The 17,317-nt window shown below is 70.5% G+C and carries 11 protein-coding genes; 7 read left to right on the top strand and 4 right to left on the bottom strand.

From position 1 onward, the window contains the following. Positions 1 to 139: 139 nt before the first annotated feature. Both hemE and QRD43_RS00515 read left to right on the top strand, forming a co-directional pair. Positions 140 to 1,228 carry a uroporphyrinogen decarboxylase gene (hemE, locus tag QRD43_RS00520; protein ID WP_285980511.1) on the top strand — a complete coding sequence of 363 codons (1,089 nt, stop codon included), beginning with the start codon at positions 140 to 142 and terminating at the stop codon, positions 1,226 to 1,228. Positions 1,229 to 1,686: 458 nt separating this feature from the next. After that, complete coding sequence (locus QRD43_RS00515) at positions 1,687 to 3,816, top strand: primosomal protein N' (RefSeq protein ID WP_285980510.1); 2,130 nt, start codon at positions 1,687 to 1,689, stop codon at positions 3,814 to 3,816. A gap of 12 nt (positions 3,817 to 3,828) precedes the next feature. Here the strand turns inward: QRD43_RS00515 and QRD43_RS00510 are convergent, their stop codons facing one another. Both QRD43_RS00510 and QRD43_RS00505 read right to left on the bottom strand, forming a co-directional pair. Next, positions 3,829 to 6,252, bottom strand: a complete 2,424-nt coding sequence (locus QRD43_RS00510) for an alpha/beta hydrolase family protein (RefSeq protein WP_285980509.1) — start codon at positions 6,250 to 6,252, stop codon at positions 3,829 to 3,831. 92 nt (positions 6,253 to 6,344) lie between these two features. Then, positions 6,345 to 7,307: an AEC family transporter gene (locus tag QRD43_RS00505; RefSeq protein ID WP_285980508.1), complete on the bottom strand. Its 963-nt coding sequence runs from the start codon at positions 7,305 to 7,307 to the stop codon at positions 6,345 to 6,347. Positions 7,308 to 7,400: 93 nt separating this feature from the next. Here QRD43_RS00505 and QRD43_RS00500 point away from each other — a divergent pair, with 93 nt between their 5' ends. Next, on the top strand, positions 7,401 to 8,453 hold the full coding sequence (locus QRD43_RS00500; RefSeq protein ID WP_285980507.1) for a serine/threonine-protein kinase: 1,053 nt from the start codon (positions 7,401 to 7,403) through the stop codon (positions 8,451 to 8,453). Positions 8,454 to 8,486: 33 nt separating this feature from the next. Here the strand turns inward: QRD43_RS00500 and QRD43_RS00495 are convergent, their stop codons facing one another. Next, positions 8,487 to 9,371 carry a substrate-binding periplasmic protein gene (locus QRD43_RS00495; protein WP_285980506.1) on the bottom strand — a complete coding sequence of 295 codons (885 nt, stop codon included), beginning with the start codon at positions 9,369 to 9,371 and terminating at the stop codon, positions 8,487 to 8,489. A 243-nt stretch (positions 9,372 to 9,614) separates the two neighbouring features. On the opposite strand from QRD43_RS00495, the gene QRD43_RS00490 reads away from it, so the two are divergent. The 4 genes from QRD43_RS00490 to QRD43_RS00475 all read left to right on the top strand — a co-directional run bounded on the left by QRD43_RS00490 (position 9,615) and on the right by QRD43_RS00475 (position 14,783). Beyond that, positions 9,615 to 11,687, top strand: coding sequence for a UvrD-helicase domain-containing protein (locus tag QRD43_RS00490; protein WP_285980505.1), 2,073 nt, complete (start codon positions 9,615 to 9,617; stop codon positions 11,685 to 11,687). 102 nt (positions 11,688 to 11,789) lie between these two features. Next, positions 11,790 to 12,071 carry a DUF3800 domain-containing protein gene (locus QRD43_RS00485; RefSeq protein ID WP_285980504.1) on the top strand — a complete coding sequence of 94 codons (282 nt, stop codon included), beginning with the start codon at positions 11,790 to 11,792 and terminating at the stop codon, positions 12,069 to 12,071. A gap of 165 nt (positions 12,072 to 12,236) precedes the next feature. After that, positions 12,237 to 12,584 (top strand): hypothetical protein, encoded by a 348-nt coding sequence (locus QRD43_RS00480; protein WP_285980503.1) that lies wholly within the window; start codon positions 12,237 to 12,239, stop codon positions 12,582 to 12,584. A 243-nt stretch (positions 12,585 to 12,827) separates the two neighbouring features. Continuing rightward, the gene (locus tag QRD43_RS00475; RefSeq protein WP_285980502.1) at positions 12,828 to 14,783 is read left to right on the top strand and encodes a PEP/pyruvate-binding domain-containing protein; all 1,956 of its coding nucleotides are present in this window, start codon (positions 12,828 to 12,830) and stop codon (positions 14,781 to 14,783) included. 133 nt (positions 14,784 to 14,916) lie between these two features. Here the strand turns inward: QRD43_RS00475 and QRD43_RS00470 are convergent, their stop codons facing one another. Beyond that, complete coding sequence (locus QRD43_RS00470) at positions 14,917 to 17,241, bottom strand: alkaline phosphatase D family protein (RefSeq protein WP_285980501.1); 2,325 nt, start codon at positions 17,239 to 17,241, stop codon at positions 14,917 to 14,919. Between the last annotated feature and the right edge of the window lie 76 nt (positions 17,242 to 17,317).

The following is a 17,317-nucleotide window of genomic DNA, read 5'->3' as shown; positions in this document are numbered from 1 at the left end:
GCCGGTCGACGCCCGCCCGGGGCGGACCGCCAGGAGAGCCCAAGGGCTCTCCATTTTTTTTGCCTGAACGCTTTGACATGCCGCAGCCGGTCCGCAGATCGGCCACGCCTGGCGCCGCTCGCACCGATAATGGCGCCCCATGAGCGCACCCCTGCAAAACGACACCTTCCTGCGCGCCTGCCTGCGCCAGCCCACCGACTACACGCCCGTCTGGCTGATGCGCCAGGCCGGCCGCTACCTGCCGGAGTATCGCGACACCCGCGCCAAGGCCGGCAGCTTCATGGGCCTGGCCACCAACACGGACTACGCCACCGAGGTGACGCTGCAGCCGCTGGAGCGCTACCCGCTCGACGCCGCCATCCTGTTCAGCGACATCCTCACCGTGCCCGACGCCATGGGCCTGGGGCTCTCCTTCCAGCAGGGCGAGGGCCCGAAGTTCGCCAAGGTCGTGCGTGATGAGGCCGCCGTGGCCGAGCTGGCCGTGCCGGACATGGACAAGCTGCGCTATGTCTTCGACGCCGTCACCTCCATCCGCAAGGCGCTCAACGGCCGCGTGCCGCTGATCGGCTTCTCGGGCAGCCCCTGGACCCTGGCCTGCTACATGGTCGAGGGCGGCGGCTCGGACGACTACCGCCAGGTCAAGGCGCTGATGTACAGCCGCCCGGATCTGATGCACCGCATCCTGCAGATCAACGCGGACGCCGTGGCGCAGTACCTCAACACCCAGATCGAGGCCGGTGCGCAGGCCGTGATGGTCTTCGACTCGTGGGGCGGGGTGCTGGCCGACGGCATGTTCCAGGAGTTCAGCCTCGCCTATTCGCGCCGCGTGCTGGCGCAGGTGAAGACCGAGCACGACGGCCAGCGCATTCCCCGCATCCTGTTCACCAAGGGCGGCGCCCTGTGGCTGGACGAGATCGCCGAGGCCGGGGCCGACGTCGTCGGCCTGGACTGGACGGCCAACCTCGGCAAGGCCCGCGCGCAGGTGCAGGACCGTGTCGCGCTGCAGGGCAATCTGGACCCGAACGTGCTGTTTGCACCGCCGGAGGCCATCCGCACCCAGGTCCGCAGCGTGCTGGACAGCTTCGGCCGCCCGCAACGCGCCGACGGCGGCTGGGGCGGCCATGTCTTCAACCTCGGCCATGGCATCAGCCAGTTCACGCCGCCGGAGCATGTGCTGCATCTCGTCGACGAGGTGCACCAGCACTCGCGGCGCCTGCGCCAGGCCTGAGTCAGGGCCGGCGCGCTGCACCGCGACCAGGCGGTGCAGCGCCCGCGGGATGACAGGAAAGTCACGGGGAAGCGCCTGTGAACTCTGCACAGTAAGCAGACACTTATCCCCAAAATGGGGGCGGGCGTTTCAGCCTGTGTCAATTGCTGCGGCGCAGCTGGGGGTTTCCACGATGGCAGGCTAAGTGCTTGATTTCTAAGGAGTCATGCAGTTCGCCTGACGAATGCACGGTTACGCACCGCCGTGAGGCCTCTCGGGGGATGTTGTGCACAAGGGTGTCTTTTGCACAAAGTTATCCACAGGCCGGGCGATGTCCGGCAAGGACCCGGGACGAATCAAGCAGTTAGCGGAGATTTCGAGGCAGGACATGCAGAAGCGGCGGCAAGTGAGGCATGAATCGGCGGGGGCCGGGCTGGCCGGCGCACGCCCATCCGCCGGCGCGCGAGCGAGGCTTTCTCATGGCTGATCCTGCGGCAGCGGCCGACCCGGCGCCCACGGCAGCGGCCGCCCACCGGCTGCAGGTGGCCGTGGACGCGCCGCAGCACAGCGGCCTCAGCGGTCCACTGACCTACCGGGCGGGCCAGGCCTGGCCGCCAGGCACGCTGCTGCAGGTGCCGCTGGGCAAGCGCGAGCTGCTGGGGCTGGTCTGGGACGACGCGCCGGCGCAAGACCTGTCCCCGCAGGGCCAGGTCTTGCCGGATGCCGAGCTGCGCGAGGTGGGCGAGGTGCTGGACGCGCTCCCGCCCCTCTCGGCGAGCTGGCGGCGGCTGGTCGAGTTCGCGGCGCAGTACTACCAGCGCGCCATCGGCGAGCTGGCGCTCTCGGTGCTGCCACCCCAGCTGAAGGAGGTCACGGCGAAGCAGCTGCAGGCCAAGCTCAAGAAGCTGGCCAAGCTGCCACCGCCCGCCGCGCCCGAGGCGCCGCCCCCGATGCCCGTGCTCAGCGAGGCGCAGCAGGCCGCGCTGGCGCAGCTCGACGGCCTGCTGCAGGCCCCGCCCGATGCTGCGGCGCCCACGCCCGTGCTGCTGTATGGCGTCACCGGCAGTGGCAAGACGGAGGTCTACCTGCGCGCGGCCGAGCAGGCGCTGGCCCAGGGCCGGCAGGTGCTGGTGCTGGTCCCCGAGATCAACCTCACGCCCCAGCTCGAGGCGCGCTTCGCCGAGCGCTTCGCCGGGCGGCGCATCGTCTCCCTGCACAGCGGCCTCACCCCCGCGCAGCGCCTGCAGAACTGGCTGGCGGCGCATCTCGGGCAGGCCGAGCTGATCCTTGGCACGCGGCTGGCGGTCTTCGCCTCGCTGCCGCGTCTCGGGCTGATCGCCGTCGACGAGGAGCACGACCCCAGCTACAAGCAGCAGGACGGCGCCCGCTACTCGGCGCGCGACCTCGCCGTCTACCGCGCGCGGCTGGAGAAGGTGCCGGTGATCCTCGGCTCCGCCACGCCCTCGCTCGAGAGCTGGCACCACGCGAACAGCGGCCGCTACCGCCGCCTCGTCATGCCTCAGCGCATCGGCGGTGGCGCGATGCCGAGGGTGCGCATCTTCGACATGAACACGCTGGCCCGCACCAAGGGCGTCACCACGGCGCTCACCGCGCCGTTGCTGGAGGCCCTGCGCCAGCGTCTGGCCCGCGGTGAGCAGAGCCTCGTGTTCCTGAACCGCCGGGGCTATGCGCCGGTGCTTCACTGCGGCGAGTGCAACTGGAAGAGCGAATGCCCGCACTGCAGCGCCTGGCGCGTCTTCCACAAGGGCGACCGCAGCCTGCGCTGCCACCACTGCGGCTTCGCCGAGCGCGTGCCGTTCGCCTGCCCCACCTGCGGCAATCTCGACATCGCCCCGCTGGGCCGCGGCACGGAGCGCCTCGAGGAGCAGCTGGCCGAGGCCCTGCCGGGCGCGCGCGTGGCCCGCATCGATGCCGACTCCACGAAGCACAAGGGCCAGCTCGAGGAGCAGCTCGGCGCGGTGCATGCGGGCGAGGTGGACATCCTCGTCGGCACGCAGATGATCACCAAGGGCCACGACTTCCGCCGCATCACGCTGGTGGCGGCGGTGAACCCGGACGGCGCGCTCTTCTCCAGCGACTTCCGTGCGCCCGAACGGCTCTTCGCGCTGCTGATGCAGGCGGCCGGCCGCGCGGGGCGCGATGCCGAGGTGGCGGCGCGCAGCGAGATGTGGGTGCAGACCTGGCACCCCCAGCATGCGCTGTACCTGGCGCTGCAGCGGCACGATTACGAGTTCTTTGCCGCCAGCCAGCTCGCGGAGCGGGAGTCCGCGGCCTTGCCGCCGTTCTCGCACCTGGCGCTGATGCGGGCCGAGGCGCGCACGGCCGAGGGCGCGCAGGCCTTCCTCGATGCCGCCGCGGCGCTGGCCCAGGCGCTGCCCGACGCGCAGCAGGCGCTCATCTACCCGCCGGTGCCCATGAGCGTGGCGCGCGTGGCCAATGTGGAACGCTTCCAGATGCTGATCGAGTGCGGCCAGCGTTCGACGCTGCAGCGCCTGCTGTGGCACTGGCTGCCGCTGCTGCAGGCGCTCAAGCGCGAGCACCGCGGGCTGCTGCGCTGGGCCATCGACGTGGACCCGCTGGCGATCTGACGGCGGCGGTGATCAGCGCCCGTTCTTCGCGGGCTCCTTCGCCTCGCGGGGATCGCCCAGCCAGGTCTTGAGCCACTGGCTCATCTCCCACTGCACATGGCCGGCGGACTCGCGGGCGCCGTAGCCGTGGGCCTCCAGCGGCAGCATCGTCAGCCGCACGGTCCCCCCGAGCCCGGAGAGCGCGTGGAAGAGGCGTTCGCTCTGCAGCGGCGGCGTGCCGGCGTTGCCGTCCTGCTCGCCGTGCAGGAGCAGCAGCGGCTCCTTGATCTGCGGCGCGTAGAGCAGGGGCGAGAGGTGCAGGTAGACGTCCTTCGCATCCCACAGCGAGCGGCGCTCGCTCTGGAAGCCGAAGGGCGTGAGCGTGCGGTTGTAGGCGCCGCTGCGCGCGATGCCGGCCTTGAAGAGGTCGGTGTGGGCGAGCAGGTTGACGGCCATGAAGGCGCCGTAGCTGTGACCGCCGACCGCCATGCGCTTCGGGTCGGAGACGCCGAGGTCCTCGGCCTTGTCGATGATGGCGCGGGCGTTCATGGTGATCTGCTCGATGAAGCCGTCGTTGACGGTCTTGAGGTCGCCCACCACGGGCATGTGCGCGTCGTAGAGCACCACGAAGCCGTCCAGCAGCAGCGCCAGCGGGCTGATGCCGTTGAAGCTGAGGAAGCGGTTGCTGGCACCGCTCACCTGGCTGGCGATGGCCGCGTCGCTGTACTCCATCGGATAGGCCCAGACCAGCGTGGGGCGGCGCTCGCCCTCCCGGTAGTCGGGCGGCAGGTACATCCAGAAGGACATGTCCACGCCGTCGGCCCGCTTGAAGCTGACGAACTCGCGACGGATCTTGCGCAGCTGCGGCGTGTTGTCCTTCAGCCGCGTCAGCGCCTGCAGGCTGTTGCCGGAGGCCAGCTCGCGCAGCGCCAGGTTCGGCGGCTCGGCGGCGCTCTCGCGGCTCAGCAGCACCTGCCGGCCGCCCTCCAGCACGGCCAGCGGCGTCTCGTAGCTGCCCTCGGGCGACTGGAACAGGCGCTGCACGCTGAGGTCCCGCAGCGAGAAGCGATCGAGGAAGGGGCGGTCGCCCTTGGGGCTGGCGCCCGGGCCGGTCAACAGCAGGTCGCCGCCCAGTGTCTGCACCACGAGATGGCCGTTGGGCAGCGTGCGCATCAGCGGGCTGCCGGGATGGCGGAAGCGCTCGCGCTGGCTGAACTCGAACAGCGGCTTGCTCTGCGTGCCCTTGAGCGGCAGCAGGTAGCTGCGCTGCCAGGCGCGCTGGCGGTCGACTTCGGTGAGCAGGGCATGCTGGCCGTCGTCCAGGAACTGCAGGCGCGAGAAGCGGTGCGGCATGCGCTGCACCTCCTGGGGATCGCCGGTGAAGGGCGGATCCAGGCGCATCACGCGGTCGCGGAAGGCCACGCGGTTGGCCGGATTCCCGCCGTCCAGGGCCTCGACCCAGTAGACGGCCGCGTCCTTCGTCGGCGAGGCGTAGAACACGCGGGGCCCCGGCAGCACGCCGTCGATGGCCACGCCGCCCTTGAGCGGCATGCGCGCCAGCTCGCGGATCAGCTTGCCGTCGCGCTGGCGCACCTCGACGATGGTGGGGAAGTCGTCCCAGGGCAGGCGGTAGCTGAAGGGGCGGGCGATGCGCTCGGTCAGCAGGTACTGGCCGTCTCCCACGCTGCTGAGGCTGCTGTAGAGCTGCGCCGGGCCGAGATCCCGGCTGCTGCCGCTGACGAGGTCCACCGCCGTCAGCACCGAGCGGGCGTGGTACTCGAACAAGGCCTCGTCCTGCGGGCCGTGCAGCAGGTCCGGGTGCGTGCGCTCGGGGGAGACGAGGCCGCGGCTCTCCTCGGTGATCGGCTGGGGTGCCAGGCGCGGCGGCGGGCCGCGGTGGTCGGGCACGCTCAGCACGACGAGCTCGCGCGGGTTCAGCCAGGCCTTCTCGCCCTGGGCCAGCACCTCGTTGAGCCGCAGGCCCTGGACGGGCTTGAGCGTGGCCGTCGCGGTGTCGCCCACCCACAGCTCATTGGCACGGTCCATGCGGCGCTCGAGCAGGAAGCGCTGGCCGTCCGGCGCCCAGGCGAAGTCATGCCAGAGCCCGCCGGCAGGCAGCTCGACCACGCGCTCCGGGGCGTCGGGCTGCAGCAGCGCGCGCAGGCGCAGGCGCTGGATGGCGGCGACGCCGGGCGCCACGCTGCTGCCGGCGTCGAAGCGCGTGCCGGCCAGGTGCAGCGTGGGGCGCTGCAGGTCCTCGATGCTCGAGAAGCGGCGGGTCTCGATGAGCGCCAGCTGCTGCCGGTCCGGCGAGGGCAGGAGGCGGGGCAGGGGCGCGGTGTCCAGCAGCTCGCGCACGGCGGCCGAGGGCTGCTGGTAGCCCGCGGCGAGGCCCGCGGCCGGCATCAGGCCGGCCACCAGGGCACAGGCCAGGATGAGCCCTGGCAAGGGCGGCAAGGCGGATCGGAAAGGGCGCATGGGGGCGGGGCACGGAGCCGGGCGCAGCATCAGATGCCGCGCACGATAGCGCATGCCGCTGACGACCGCCCTCATTGGCGCGGGGCCAGCCACATCGCCAGGCCGCTGAAGCTGAAGAAGGCGACGACGGTCGAGGCCATGATGATCCGGGCGATGCGGCCGTTGTCCGCTCCGTAGCGCTCGGCCAGCAGCGAGACGTTGCTCGCGCTCGGCAGCGCCGCCGCCAGCACCAGCACGTGCAGCTGGAAGGGGCTCAGCGCCAGCCCCAGCTTGATGGCCGTGACGCCCAGCAGCAGCACCAGCGTCGGGTGGCCGAAGAGCTTGATCAGGGCGACCGGCAGGTAGCGCTCCACCGGCGTGCGCGTGTGGGCATGGCGGCCGGCGCGCCACAGCACGGCGCCGATGGTGAACAGCGCCACCGGCGAGGCGGCGTCGCCCAGCATCTTCACCACCGTCATCAGCATGGGGGGCAGCGTGACACCGCTGACGGAGCTCAGCGCGCCCAGGGCGATGGCCCAGGGCAGCGGGTTGGACACCGCCCCCTGGAGCGCCTGCCCAAGCGCCACGCGCCAGTGCGCGCCGCCCGCGTCATGCGCGCGGGCCAGGGCGATGCACAGCGAGCTCGTGACGATGAGGTCGGCCAGGATGGTGCAGATCACCGGCGCGGCGGCGGCCTGCCCCATCAGGGCCACGAGCAGCGGCACTCCCATGAAGCCGGTGTTGGGGAAGGCGGCCACGAGGGCGCCGAACGAGGCGTCCTTGAGATGGGTGACGTCGTCCAGCGTGAGGAACAGCGTCACGCCGACGATCAGCAGCGCCGACACCAAGTAGACCGCCAGCACGGCGGGGCTCAGCAGCTCCAGCACGGGTGTGCTTGCCCCGAAACGGAACAGCATGCAGGGCAAGGCGAAGAACAGCACGAAGGTGTTCAGCCCCGGGATGGCGCTTTCGGCCAGCAGTCCCCGGCGCGCGGCGAGGTAGCCGCACAGCACCAGGGCGAAGAAGGGCACGGTGACGGCGATGACGGCTTGCATGACGCGCGAGTATCGCAATACGGGCTTGTATCCAGCTGAAAGCGGGGGGGGCGCGTTTTCCCCCGGGCGCTTACATTTACGCCTGCCATCCGTATGAATGCACCCCTGCCCGAAGGGCCGGCCACCGCGCCGCCCGATCTCGACTCCGCCCTGCACGTGCTGCCGGTCGGCGAGCGCCTGGGCGTCTGGCGCATCGTCGAGGACATCCAGGTTTGCGCCTCGGGCCACTGGTACCGGGGCGAGCACTCCATGGCGCCCGAGCAGCAGGTGGCCGTGCTGGTCTACGAGCAGGCCGCCGATGCGGCCCTCGTGCTGCTGCGCTTCGCCGAGGAGCAGCCCGGGCTGCAGAGCCTGCGCCACCTCGACATCTCCCTCCCCCAGGACAGCGGCCTCACCGCGGACGGCCTGCCCTACGTCGTGCTGCGCTGGATGGACGGCCAGCCGCTGCTGCCCGCGGCGTCCGAGCTGCCGCTGCGCAAGCGCCTGGAGCTGGTCTGCGACCTCTGCGACCTGCTGGAGGTGCTGCACGAGCACGGGCAGGTCCTGCGCGAGCTGGACCCGGGCACGCTGTGGCTCTCTCCCCAGCAGCGCCTGCGCCTGATGGGCCAGGGCCTGGCGCCGATGCTGGCGTCCGAGGGCGTGGGTGACTTCGGCTACAGCTCCGCCGCGATTCCCCTGCTGGCCCCCGAGCAGCTGGACGGCCAGCCCGCCCACCTGGCCAGCGAGGCCTATGCCGTCGGCATGCTGATGTGCCTGCTGGTCAATGGCCGCCTGCCGGGCAGCGACAGCCTCGTCGTCGGCCATCTCGGCGCACCGGTGCATTCACTGGCCGCCTGGGTGAGCCTGAGCCTCGGTGAGCGCCAGGCGCTGGACGCCATGCTGAGCAAGTCCACCGCCGCCTCCATGATGGACCGCTACACCACGGCCCGGGCGCTGGCGGATGACATCCGCGCCTGGCTGGCCGGCGAGGTGCCCTCGCCGCTGCCGCCCACGCCCACGCTCTCGATGCCGCGCATCAAGCCCAGCCGCAAGGCCGCGCCGCCGCCGCGGCCCGCTTGGCGCCAGTGGCTGCTGCCGGGGATCGTGGTTGGGGCGGTGGGGGTGCTGGGGCTCGCGCTGTGGGCCTTCAGCCAGATGCACCGCTGAGCGCCTGCCGCGGCCTGCCGGCCGCTCGCGGCGTCAGCGCAGCACGGCGCTGCGGGCGCCCTCCGGTTCCGGCAATCCCACGCCCCATTTCTGGTTGAGCCGCGGCCATTCCCCGCTGCGCCGCAGTTGCAGGAGCGACTGCTCGATGGCTTCGCACAGGGCGGGGCCGGGCGGCTGGCGCGAGCACGCGAAATGCCCCCGCAGCTGTCCGATGGCGGGCCCGTCCACCGGCCCCAGCTGCTGCTGCAGCCCGAGGCTGGCCAGCACCGGCAGGGTGTTGCGCTCGTTCGTGGCCAGCAGGGCGATGCGGCCCGTGCGCAGCATGCGCAGGCCCGTCTCGACGTCACGGACGGTGGTCAGGCGCAGCAGCGGGCGCGCCTGCTCGAAGGCCTCGCCGTAGGCCCAGCCCGACACCTGGGCGATCTCCACGCCGGCCAGGGCGCGGTAGTCCCCCTGCCAGGCCGGGCGCGGCGCCGGGCCGCCGAAGAACACGAGCCGGTCCTCATAGAAGGCTGAAGGCGCGAAGACGAAGCGCTGCTCGCGCTCGGGCGTCCGGTAGGGGCCGATCAGGATCTGCGCCTGCCCGTGCTCCACCATGGCCTGGGCGCGCGGCCAGGGGTAGTGCTCGAGGCGCAGCTGCCAGCCGCGCTGCTGGGCGATGGCCTGCAGCAGCTCGACCGCCAGCCCCTCCGGCGGCGCGCTGCCAGCGTGCAAGGCGGGGGGCAGGGGACTGACCGAGGGGCTGGTCGCGGGCGCGGGCACCACAGCGGGCGCGGCCGGCATGCCCGGCATGAACAGGCGCGGGAAGGTCGTGCCCACGGCGAGGACCTCCTGCGCCGGCGCGGCGGCGGCCAGGCCGAGCAGCGGGAGGATCAGCAGACCGCGCCACCACCCCTGTGCCTGGCGGCACCCTCGCACCGGCACACCTGGCCGGGCGGCCCGCGCCCGCACCCGCCACCTCTCCCGCTGTCCCCGACTCGGTCCCGCCATGAGGATCCTTCCCTGTTCAGGTGGGCCGATGATAGGGAGCCCGCCGGGCGCTGTCAGCCCTGGCCTGACGATGGCCCCGAAGCCGGGGACGCCTGTGGCAGGGGCTGTCAGGGCCGGCTTGTATGATGCGCGGCCCGGTGCCGAGGGCGCCGGATCTGCCCCTTTGCCGCCATGTCCGCCGATCCCACCGCCACCCTGAATCCCGCCCAGCTCGAAGCCGTGCACCATCTGCACGGGCCCTGCCTGGTCGTGGCCGGTGCAGGCTCGGGCAAGACGCGGGTGATCACCACCAAGATCGCCCGCCTGCTGCAGGCCGGCTACCAGGCGAAGAACATCGCCGCCATCACCTTCACCAACAAGGCGGCCCAGGAAATGCGTGAGCGGGCCAAGGGGCTGGTCGGCGCGCGGGCGGCCAAGGACCTGGCCATCTCGACCTTCCACTCGCTGGGCGTGCGCCTGCTGCGCGAGGAGGGCACGCGGGTCGGGCTGAAGGAGCAGTTCTCCATCCTCGACAGCGACGACGTGCTGGGCGTGCTGCGCGATGCCGGCGGCACCACCGACGCCAACATGGTCAAGCAGTGGCAGTGGACCATCTCGCTGTGGAAGAACATGGGCCTGAATGCCGAGATGGCACTCAAGGCGGCCAAGGACGAGCAGGAGCGCATTGCAGCGGTCGTGATGGGGCGCTACCAGGAGCGCCTGGCGGCCTACCAGGCGGTGGACTTCGACGACCTCATCAGCCTGCCCCTGAAGCTCCTGACCGACGACGCCGAGGCCCGCGGCAAGTGGCAGGACAAGCTGCGCTACGTGCTGGTGGACGAGTACCAGGACACCAACTCCGTGCAGTACGAGCTGCTCAAGGCGCTGGTGGGCGAGCGCGGCATGTTCACCGCCGTGGGCGACGATGACCAGTCCATCTACGGCTGGCGCGGCGCGACCATCGAGAACCTCAAGCGCCTGCCGGTCGACTACCCCAACCTCAAGATCATCCCGCTGGAGCAGAACTACCGCTCCACCGGCGCCATCCTGCGCGCGGCCAACAACGTCATCGAGACGAATCCCAAGCTGTTCCAGAAGAAGCTGTGGAGCGAGTACGGCGACGGCGAGCCCATCGCGCTGATCGAGGCCGACGGCGAGGAGCACGAGGCCGAGCGCGCCGTGGCCCGCATCCAGGCCATCCGCGCGAGCCTCGGGGCCAAGGTCAAGTTCGCCGACTTCGCCATCCTCTACCGTGCCAACCACCAGGCGCGCATCTTCGAGCAGGCGCTGCGCCGCGCGGAGATCCCCTACAAGGTCAGCGGCGGCCAGAGCTTCTTCGACAAGAGCGAGATCAAGGACCTCTGCGCCTGGCTGCGCCTCTTGGTCAACCAGGACGACGACCCCGCGTTCCTGCGCGCCGTGACCACGCCCAAGCGCGGCATCGGCCACACGACGCTGGGCGCGCTGAGCCAGTTCGCGGGCCGGTGGAAGATCAGCATGTACGAGGCGCTGTTCTCGGACTCCCTCTCCACCGTGCTGAACAAGAAGGCCATCGGCTCGCTGCATGAGTTCGGCCGCTATCTCAACGACCTGGAATACCGCGCCCGCCACACCGAGGGCGCGGAGGACGCCAAGACGCTGATGCTGGAGTGGCTCAAGGACATCGGCTACGAGCAGCACCTCTACGACAGCGACGAGAACGAGAAGGCCGCGGCCGCCCGCTGGAGCAATGTCCTGGACTTCGTGGACTGGGTGGCCAAGCGCTGCGGCGGCCAGCTGGCGCAGGACGGCGGCACCACCTTCGAGGAGCCCAAGCAGACGGTGCTGCAGGTCGCCCAGACCATCAGCGTGATCCTCTCGCTCTCCGAGCGCGGCGAGGAGCAGGACCAGGTCATCCTCACCACCCTGCATGCCTCCAAGGGCCTCGAGTGGCCGCATGTCTTCCTGGCCGGCGTCAACGAGGGCCTGCTGCCCTTCAAGGCCGACGACGAGGAGATGACCGCCAGCCGCCTCGAGGAAGAGCGCCGCCTCATGTACGTGGGCATCACCCGCGCCCGCACCACCTTGGCCGTGAGCACCCTGCGTCGCCGCAAGAAGGCCCGCGAGATGGTGATGGGCATCCCCAGCCGCTTCATCGCGGAGATGCGACTGCACGAGTCCGGCATCAAGGAAGACCCGCGCGAGAAGCTCAAGCGCATGCGGGAGGAACTGGCGGCCAAGGCCGCGGCCTCGGCGGCAGCGGCGGCGAAGCAGAACGAGCGCTGAGGGGGCTGTCCGCGAGGCGCGAGCAGGTCCTTGGTCTCAATAGATGAGACCGGCGGCCGCCTGACCGCCGCAGGGCGACGCTGGTGGGCAGAATGCGCGCCCATGTCATCAAGCTTTGTTGCCTATATCGATGAGTCGGGCGACGAGGGGTTCACCTTCCTTGACGATGGAAGGGGGAGCTCTCGCTGGTTTGTCCTCTCCGCAGTCGTCTATCGCCGGCCGGCGGACCTGTCTGCTGTGGCAGCGTTGAAGGCTGCCCGCGCGACACTGGGGTGGGCGCCGAAGAAGGCCTTCCACTTTTGCGACATGCGGCATGAACACCGACGGGTGCTCTTGAACGAAGTTGCCAAGACCCCGTTCCGAACGGTCAGCATCCTGAGCTAAAAGCCAGACATCCCCGACGTGGAGAGGTATCAAGCCAACAAATGGATGCTCTATCGATACCTCACCCGGCTCTTGGTGGAGCGTGTCTCCTGGCTCTGCCGAGACGCTTACCGACCTGGGGAAGGCGACGGGACCGTTGACCTGGTGTTCTCGGATAGAGCAGCGATGTCGTATGACGATATCCGCACTTACATCGGCTTGCTCAAACAGCACGCCCAAACCGAGCACGGCATCAACATCCATTGGCCTGCGATCAACCTGGCAAGTCTGCGCGCAGTGGCTCACAGCCAACTGGCCAGCCTGCAGGTGGCTGATGCGGTGGCGACCAGCACGCACTATGCGGTGAAGCTCAGTCGGTTCGGACTTGCCGATCCGAGCTATCTAGCCCTGCTCCGGCGCCATGCCTATCGTCACAAGGGATGCTTCCTTGGCTATGGAATCAAGTTCCTGACGCGCTACGACGCACTGACCGAAAAAATGCCGCATCTGAGTGCGGCATTCGAGAACTGGTGACAGCCCCCAGCTTCGAGGATCCCACCCATGCGGGCTGCCCCTTCGCAGGGGCCTCTACATCTGCTGCGCTTGACCGTCGTGGGGAAGTATAGGCCCTGGTGCAATGGACAGGCAGGCGAATGGCCCGCCAACTCCATTGCCTTGCGGACGGAGGCTCAGGGCAGTGCCGCTCGCCCTCGTCACTAAGATGCATCGCTTGCACCGTACAGCCCCCACGACATGTTGCCTCGTCTTCGCTCCGTAATGCCGGCCCTTGTACTCGTTCTGTCGGCCGCGACTCTCAGCCACGCCCAGACCGAATCCAAGCCCTCCGCCCTGGTCGCCCAGCGCATCGGCCGGCCTCAGCTGGCATTGGCGCCCGACCCCGCACCCTTCCTGAGCGAGCTGCCGGACCGTGCCAGCTTCGACCGCATGGCCCGCGTCTACGACCCGGGCACGCCCGAGGCGCAGCCGCATGTGCTGTTCGTGATCGACCGGCAGGCGGCGCAGGGCAAGGCCTATTTCGTCAACACGCGGCGCCATGCCCTGCATGAGGACTTCCTCAAGGCGCGCCATCTGGTGACCAGCTGGGAGCCGGGCGTGCGCACGCGGCTCTACCAGCAGCCGCAGCGGCGTTTCATCCTGGGCATGGTCAGCTGGCAGCCGCAGCTCAAGGGCTTTGTCTACGAATTCTGGGAGGGCGACCGCCAGACGCCCGAGCTGCTGCGCACGGCGCAGGCGGTACTGGCTCGCGACATGAGCTTCGCGCCCCTGCGCTTCAAGGCCAATGCGGCGCAGCACGAGCAGGTGGCGCAGGAGGCCGGCATCGAGGCGGTGACGCAGGCCCAGCTCATCGCCGGCCGCAGCGCGCTGGCCTACAACCCGGGCCGTGCCTTCGGCCGCCTGCGCCTGGTGGAGGACATCGAGCAGGTCGACGACCTGGCGCCGGAGGACATCGTCGTGCTGCGCGAGGCCCCGCTGGCGCTGCCGCCGGTGGCCGGCGTGATCCTGGCCTCGCCCTCGACGGCGCTCTCGCACGTCAACCTGCTGGCCAAGGGCTGGGGCATTCCCAACCTCTACCTCAGGGACGCCTGGCAGCAGCTGCAGGGCCTGGACGGGCAGACGGTGTGGCTCGATGTGCGGCGCGGCAGCCAGCGGATCGAGGCGCGCGCCGAGGCGCCGGCCGGCTGGCGCCCGGTGGCGCGCCAGGCCAAGGCCCGGCTGCTGAGCGCGCCGGACCTGCGTCGCCAGCAGCCCCTGCCGCTGGCGCAGATGCGCCTGAAGGACATGAGCGCCTGCGGCGGCAAGGCCGCGCGCCTGGGCGAGCTGCAATGGCTGCAGTCGCAGGGCCGGCTGCCGGCCACGGCGCCGGTGCCGGACGGCTTCTGCATCCCCTACGGCGCCTTCGCGGCCTTCATGGCGCAGCCCGTGGTGAAGGCGCGGGTGGCCCAGGCGTTGTCGGAAGGCGGCTTCGAGGGCAGCCCGGGCCAGCGCCGCGCCGTGCTGGCCCGCCTGCGCGAGGACCTGCTCGCCATGCCCCTGCCCGCCGGACTCGAAGCGCAATGGACGCAGCAATGGGAGCGGCAGCTGGGCCGCACGGGCGTCTTCGTCCGCAGCTCGTCGAACTCGGAAGACCTGGCCAACTTCAGCGGTGCCGGGCTCTACAGCACCGTGCCCAATGTGCGCACCGAACTGGCCCGCGCGGTCAAGACCGTCTGGGCCTCGGTCTGGAATGCCGAGGCCTTCGAGGCCCGGCGCCAGGCCGGCCTGCGCCATGAGCAGGTGCAGATGGCCGTCTTCGTGCAGAAGGCCGTGGACTCGCGCATGTCCGGCGTGATGATCACCCGCGATCCCTTCGACGCCACGCGCAGCGGCGTGGTCTATGTCTCGGCCAAGCGGGGCATCGGCATCAAGGTGGTGGAGGGCAAGCGCATCGCCGAGCAGGCGCTGTTCGAGGAACGCAGCGGCGCCATCGAGCGCCTCTCCAGCTCGGCGGAAAGCACCGAGCTGCGCCTGGACGAGTCCGGCGGCCTGAAGGAAGTGGCCGTGGCCTCGGCTGCGGTGCTGCAGGACGCGCAGGTGCTGGCCCTCTCGCGCCTGGCCCTGGCCATCCGCCGCGAGCTGGGCGGCGTGGAGCAGGACATCGAATGGGCCATCGACGGCGAAGGCCGCCTGGTGATGCTGCAGGCGCGGCCCTTCGTGCAGCGCAGCGCCTACTGAGCGCCTACTGAGCGCCTGACGGGGTCAAGCGCCTGACGGGGGGCAGGTCTTGCCTTGCGGCGCCTGCGCACCCGCGACGCCATGAAAAAGGGCTGCCCGAAGGCAGCCCTTGGCATGAGCGGGTCGCGGGGACTCAGCTCACCGTCAGCGTGGCGCTGCCGCTGGGCACGCGCACGGTCTTGACGCTGGCGATGGCGTCGGTGGGCGCGGCGCCGCCGCTCAGGCGCTTGACCTTCTTGAACTGGCACACCAGCTCGGTCTTGGACAGGCTCACCACGGCGTAGCCCTGGGCATCCGTGTCGGCATGCTTGATCCAGGGGTTGTTGAGGGCCGGGGCCGCGCCGGTCGTGGCGTTGGCCAGCGGGTTCAGGCGCTTCACGATCTCGCTCGACGGCACCGCGGCCGGCGGGATGCCCAGTGCCGCGGCCAGCTTCTGCTGGATCAGGCCGTAAAGCGTCATCGCGGCGACCGAACGGCTGGTGGCGGCCAGCATCGCGATGGTGCCGGCGATCACGCCGCCCATGCCGCCCGTCAGCGTCTCGTCGAAGGTGTTGATGACCGCGGTGGAGAGGCCCGGCGTGGGCTGCACGGCGGCCGCCGGCAGCTTGCCCGCCTGGATGGCGCCCATCACGGCGGCCTGGATGGCTGCCTTGTTGCTCAGGTCGGTCACGCCCGCGGCCTGGGCCACGCCGACGGACACCATCTGGATCGCGATGCCCTCGGCCTCGGCCTCGCTCGTGGCCACCAGCGGCTTGAGGTCGCTGAAGCCCGGCTGGCTGGCCGCGCCCAGGAAGTAGCTGAAGAAGCTGTTCGAGGACATGCCGGCGGTCACCAGGTCCACCATGGCCGGCACGGGCGACGCCGCCTGGTAGTCGACCATCACCTGGCCGGCGTAGAAGGCGTGGATATCACCGGTGACGGCCACCACATTGCCGATCTTGTTGTCCACGATGTGCTTCATCAGCGCCTGGCGTTCGGCGTTGTAGCCGTCCCACTGGTCGGCGTTGAGGATGAAGCGCTGCTTGAAGGCCGCGGGGGCGGTGGGCAGGGCGGCGCCGTCCACGCTCATCTTCAGCAGGGAGGTCTCGTTGCCCCAGATCTTCCACTGGGCGGTCGACGCCGTGAGGGTCTGCAGGAACCACTGGCGCTGCGCGGCGCCCAGCACGCTCACCAGGCCCAGCGGGTCCGGCAGCGGCTTGCCGGCGGCCAGCTTGGCGGCCTCGACGGCGTTGAGCGTGGTCTCCGGCACCATGTAGCGGGCACCGATGGAGCCGATGGCCTGGCCGGTCAGGGGGCTCGGAGCCGCCTCGGGGATGAGGTGATCGGCGCGGTAGAGGCGCTGGTCCGTCATCACCAGGTGCATCAGCTTGCCGAACTTCAGCTCGCGGTAGATGCGGATGTTGCTGATGCCGTAGCCCGGGTCCAGCGTGAAGCTGACGTCGGCGGGCATGAACTCGAACCAGGCCTGGCTGGCCGAGCGGCGGCGCGAGGTCTGGGCCGTGTTGTCGCCGACGGAGGTGGCGGCATTGAACGTGCCGTTGTCGTAGGTCTCGCGGTCCTGCCAGCAGTCGTCGGAGAACTCGTGGTCGTCCCAGATGGGCACGAAGGCGAAGCGCTCGTGCACGGCCTGCAGGCGCGGGTCGCTGCGGTAGCGCTTGTAAAGGTAGCGGTAGTCGGCGAGCGTGGTGGCGTACTTGCCCTTGCCGGGCAGGTCCGAGCCGTTGGGCAGCAGCAGGGCGGTGTGGGCCGCCTCGACGCCGCCGGCCTGGTAGTCCGCACCCACGGCCTCGTAGATGTAGTCGCCCAGGTGCACGACGAAGTCCACCGGCTCCTTGGCCAGCTCGACCATGCCGGCCCAGTGGTTCACGCTCCAGTCCTGGCAGGTGGTGAAGGCGAACTTGAGGCTGTCGATGTCGGCGTCGGTCGCGGGGGCGGTCTTGAAGCGGCCCACCTTGGAGCGGCTGTCGCCGGCCTGGAACTGGTAGAAGTAGGTCGTCGCCGGCTTCAGGCCGCTGATGCGGTGGCGCAGGGTGTTGTCGTAGAAGGCGTAGACGGGCACCTCGAGGTCGGCATCGAAGCTGCCGGCCAGGGCGGTGTTGCTGCCCAGCAGGGCGCTGTTGTCGGCGGCGGTGATGCGCAGGCGGACCTTGAAGTTGGCATCGACGCTGGCGGGCGTGATGTCATCGGCGCCGGCCGGCACCACGCGGGCCCACAGCAGGACGCCGTCGCTGCGCGGGTCGCCCGAGGCCACGCTCTGCGGGAACTTGTAGGCGCCGCTGGCGGCGGGCGTGTCGGGCAGCGCGGTGCTGCTGCCGGGGAAGGTGGGCGGGAGCGGCAGCACGGTGCTGCCGTTGTCACCACCGCCCATGCAGCCGGCGAGGCCGCCGAGGGCGGAAGAGGCGGTGATCAGGGCGCCGGTCTGCACGACCGAGCGACGCAGGAAATTGCGACGGTCCATGAGGGACTCCAATCAGGATGAGGGCGGGAGCGCGTCGGCTCCCGCGGGGTCAGGTCTTGCCGGACGAGCCGGGGGC

This window comes from Roseateles subflavus (genome assembly GCF_030285365.1).
GTDB lineage: Bacteria > Pseudomonadota > Gammaproteobacteria > Burkholderiales > Burkholderiaceae_C > Roseateles_B > Roseateles_B subflavus.
This window is presented reverse-complemented; position numbering and strand designations above follow the sequence as displayed.

Bases quoted from the DNA above. Each gene is read 5' to 3' on its own strand.
- hemE (WP_285980511.1), top strand. From the start codon at position 140: ATGAGCGCACCCCTGCAAAACGACACCTTCCTGCGCGCCTGCCTGCGC.
- QRD43_RS00515 (WP_285980510.1), top strand. From the start codon at position 1,687: ATGGCTGATCCTGCGGCAGCGGCCGACCCGGCGCCCACGGCAGCGGCC.
- QRD43_RS00505 (WP_285980508.1), bottom strand. From the start codon at position 7,307: ATGCAAGCCGTCATCGCCGTCACCGTGCCCTTCTTCGCCCTGGTGCTG.
- QRD43_RS00500 (WP_285980507.1), top strand. From the start codon at position 7,401: ATGAATGCACCCCTGCCCGAAGGGCCGGCCACCGCGCCGCCCGATCTC.
- QRD43_RS00490 (WP_285980505.1), top strand. From the start codon at position 9,615: ATGTCCGCCGATCCCACCGCCACCCTGAATCCCGCCCAGCTCGAAGCC.
- QRD43_RS00485 (WP_285980504.1), top strand. From the start codon at position 11,790: ATGTCATCAAGCTTTGTTGCCTATATCGATGAGTCGGGCGACGAGGGG.
- QRD43_RS00480 (WP_285980503.1), top strand. From the start codon at position 12,237: ATGTCGTATGACGATATCCGCACTTACATCGGCTTGCTCAAACAGCAC.
- QRD43_RS00475 (WP_285980502.1), top strand. From the start codon at position 12,828: ATGCCGGCCCTTGTACTCGTTCTGTCGGCCGCGACTCTCAGCCACGCC.
- QRD43_RS00470 (WP_285980501.1), bottom strand. From the start codon at position 17,241: ATGGACCGTCGCAATTTCCTGCGTCGCTCGGTCGTGCAGACCGGCGCC.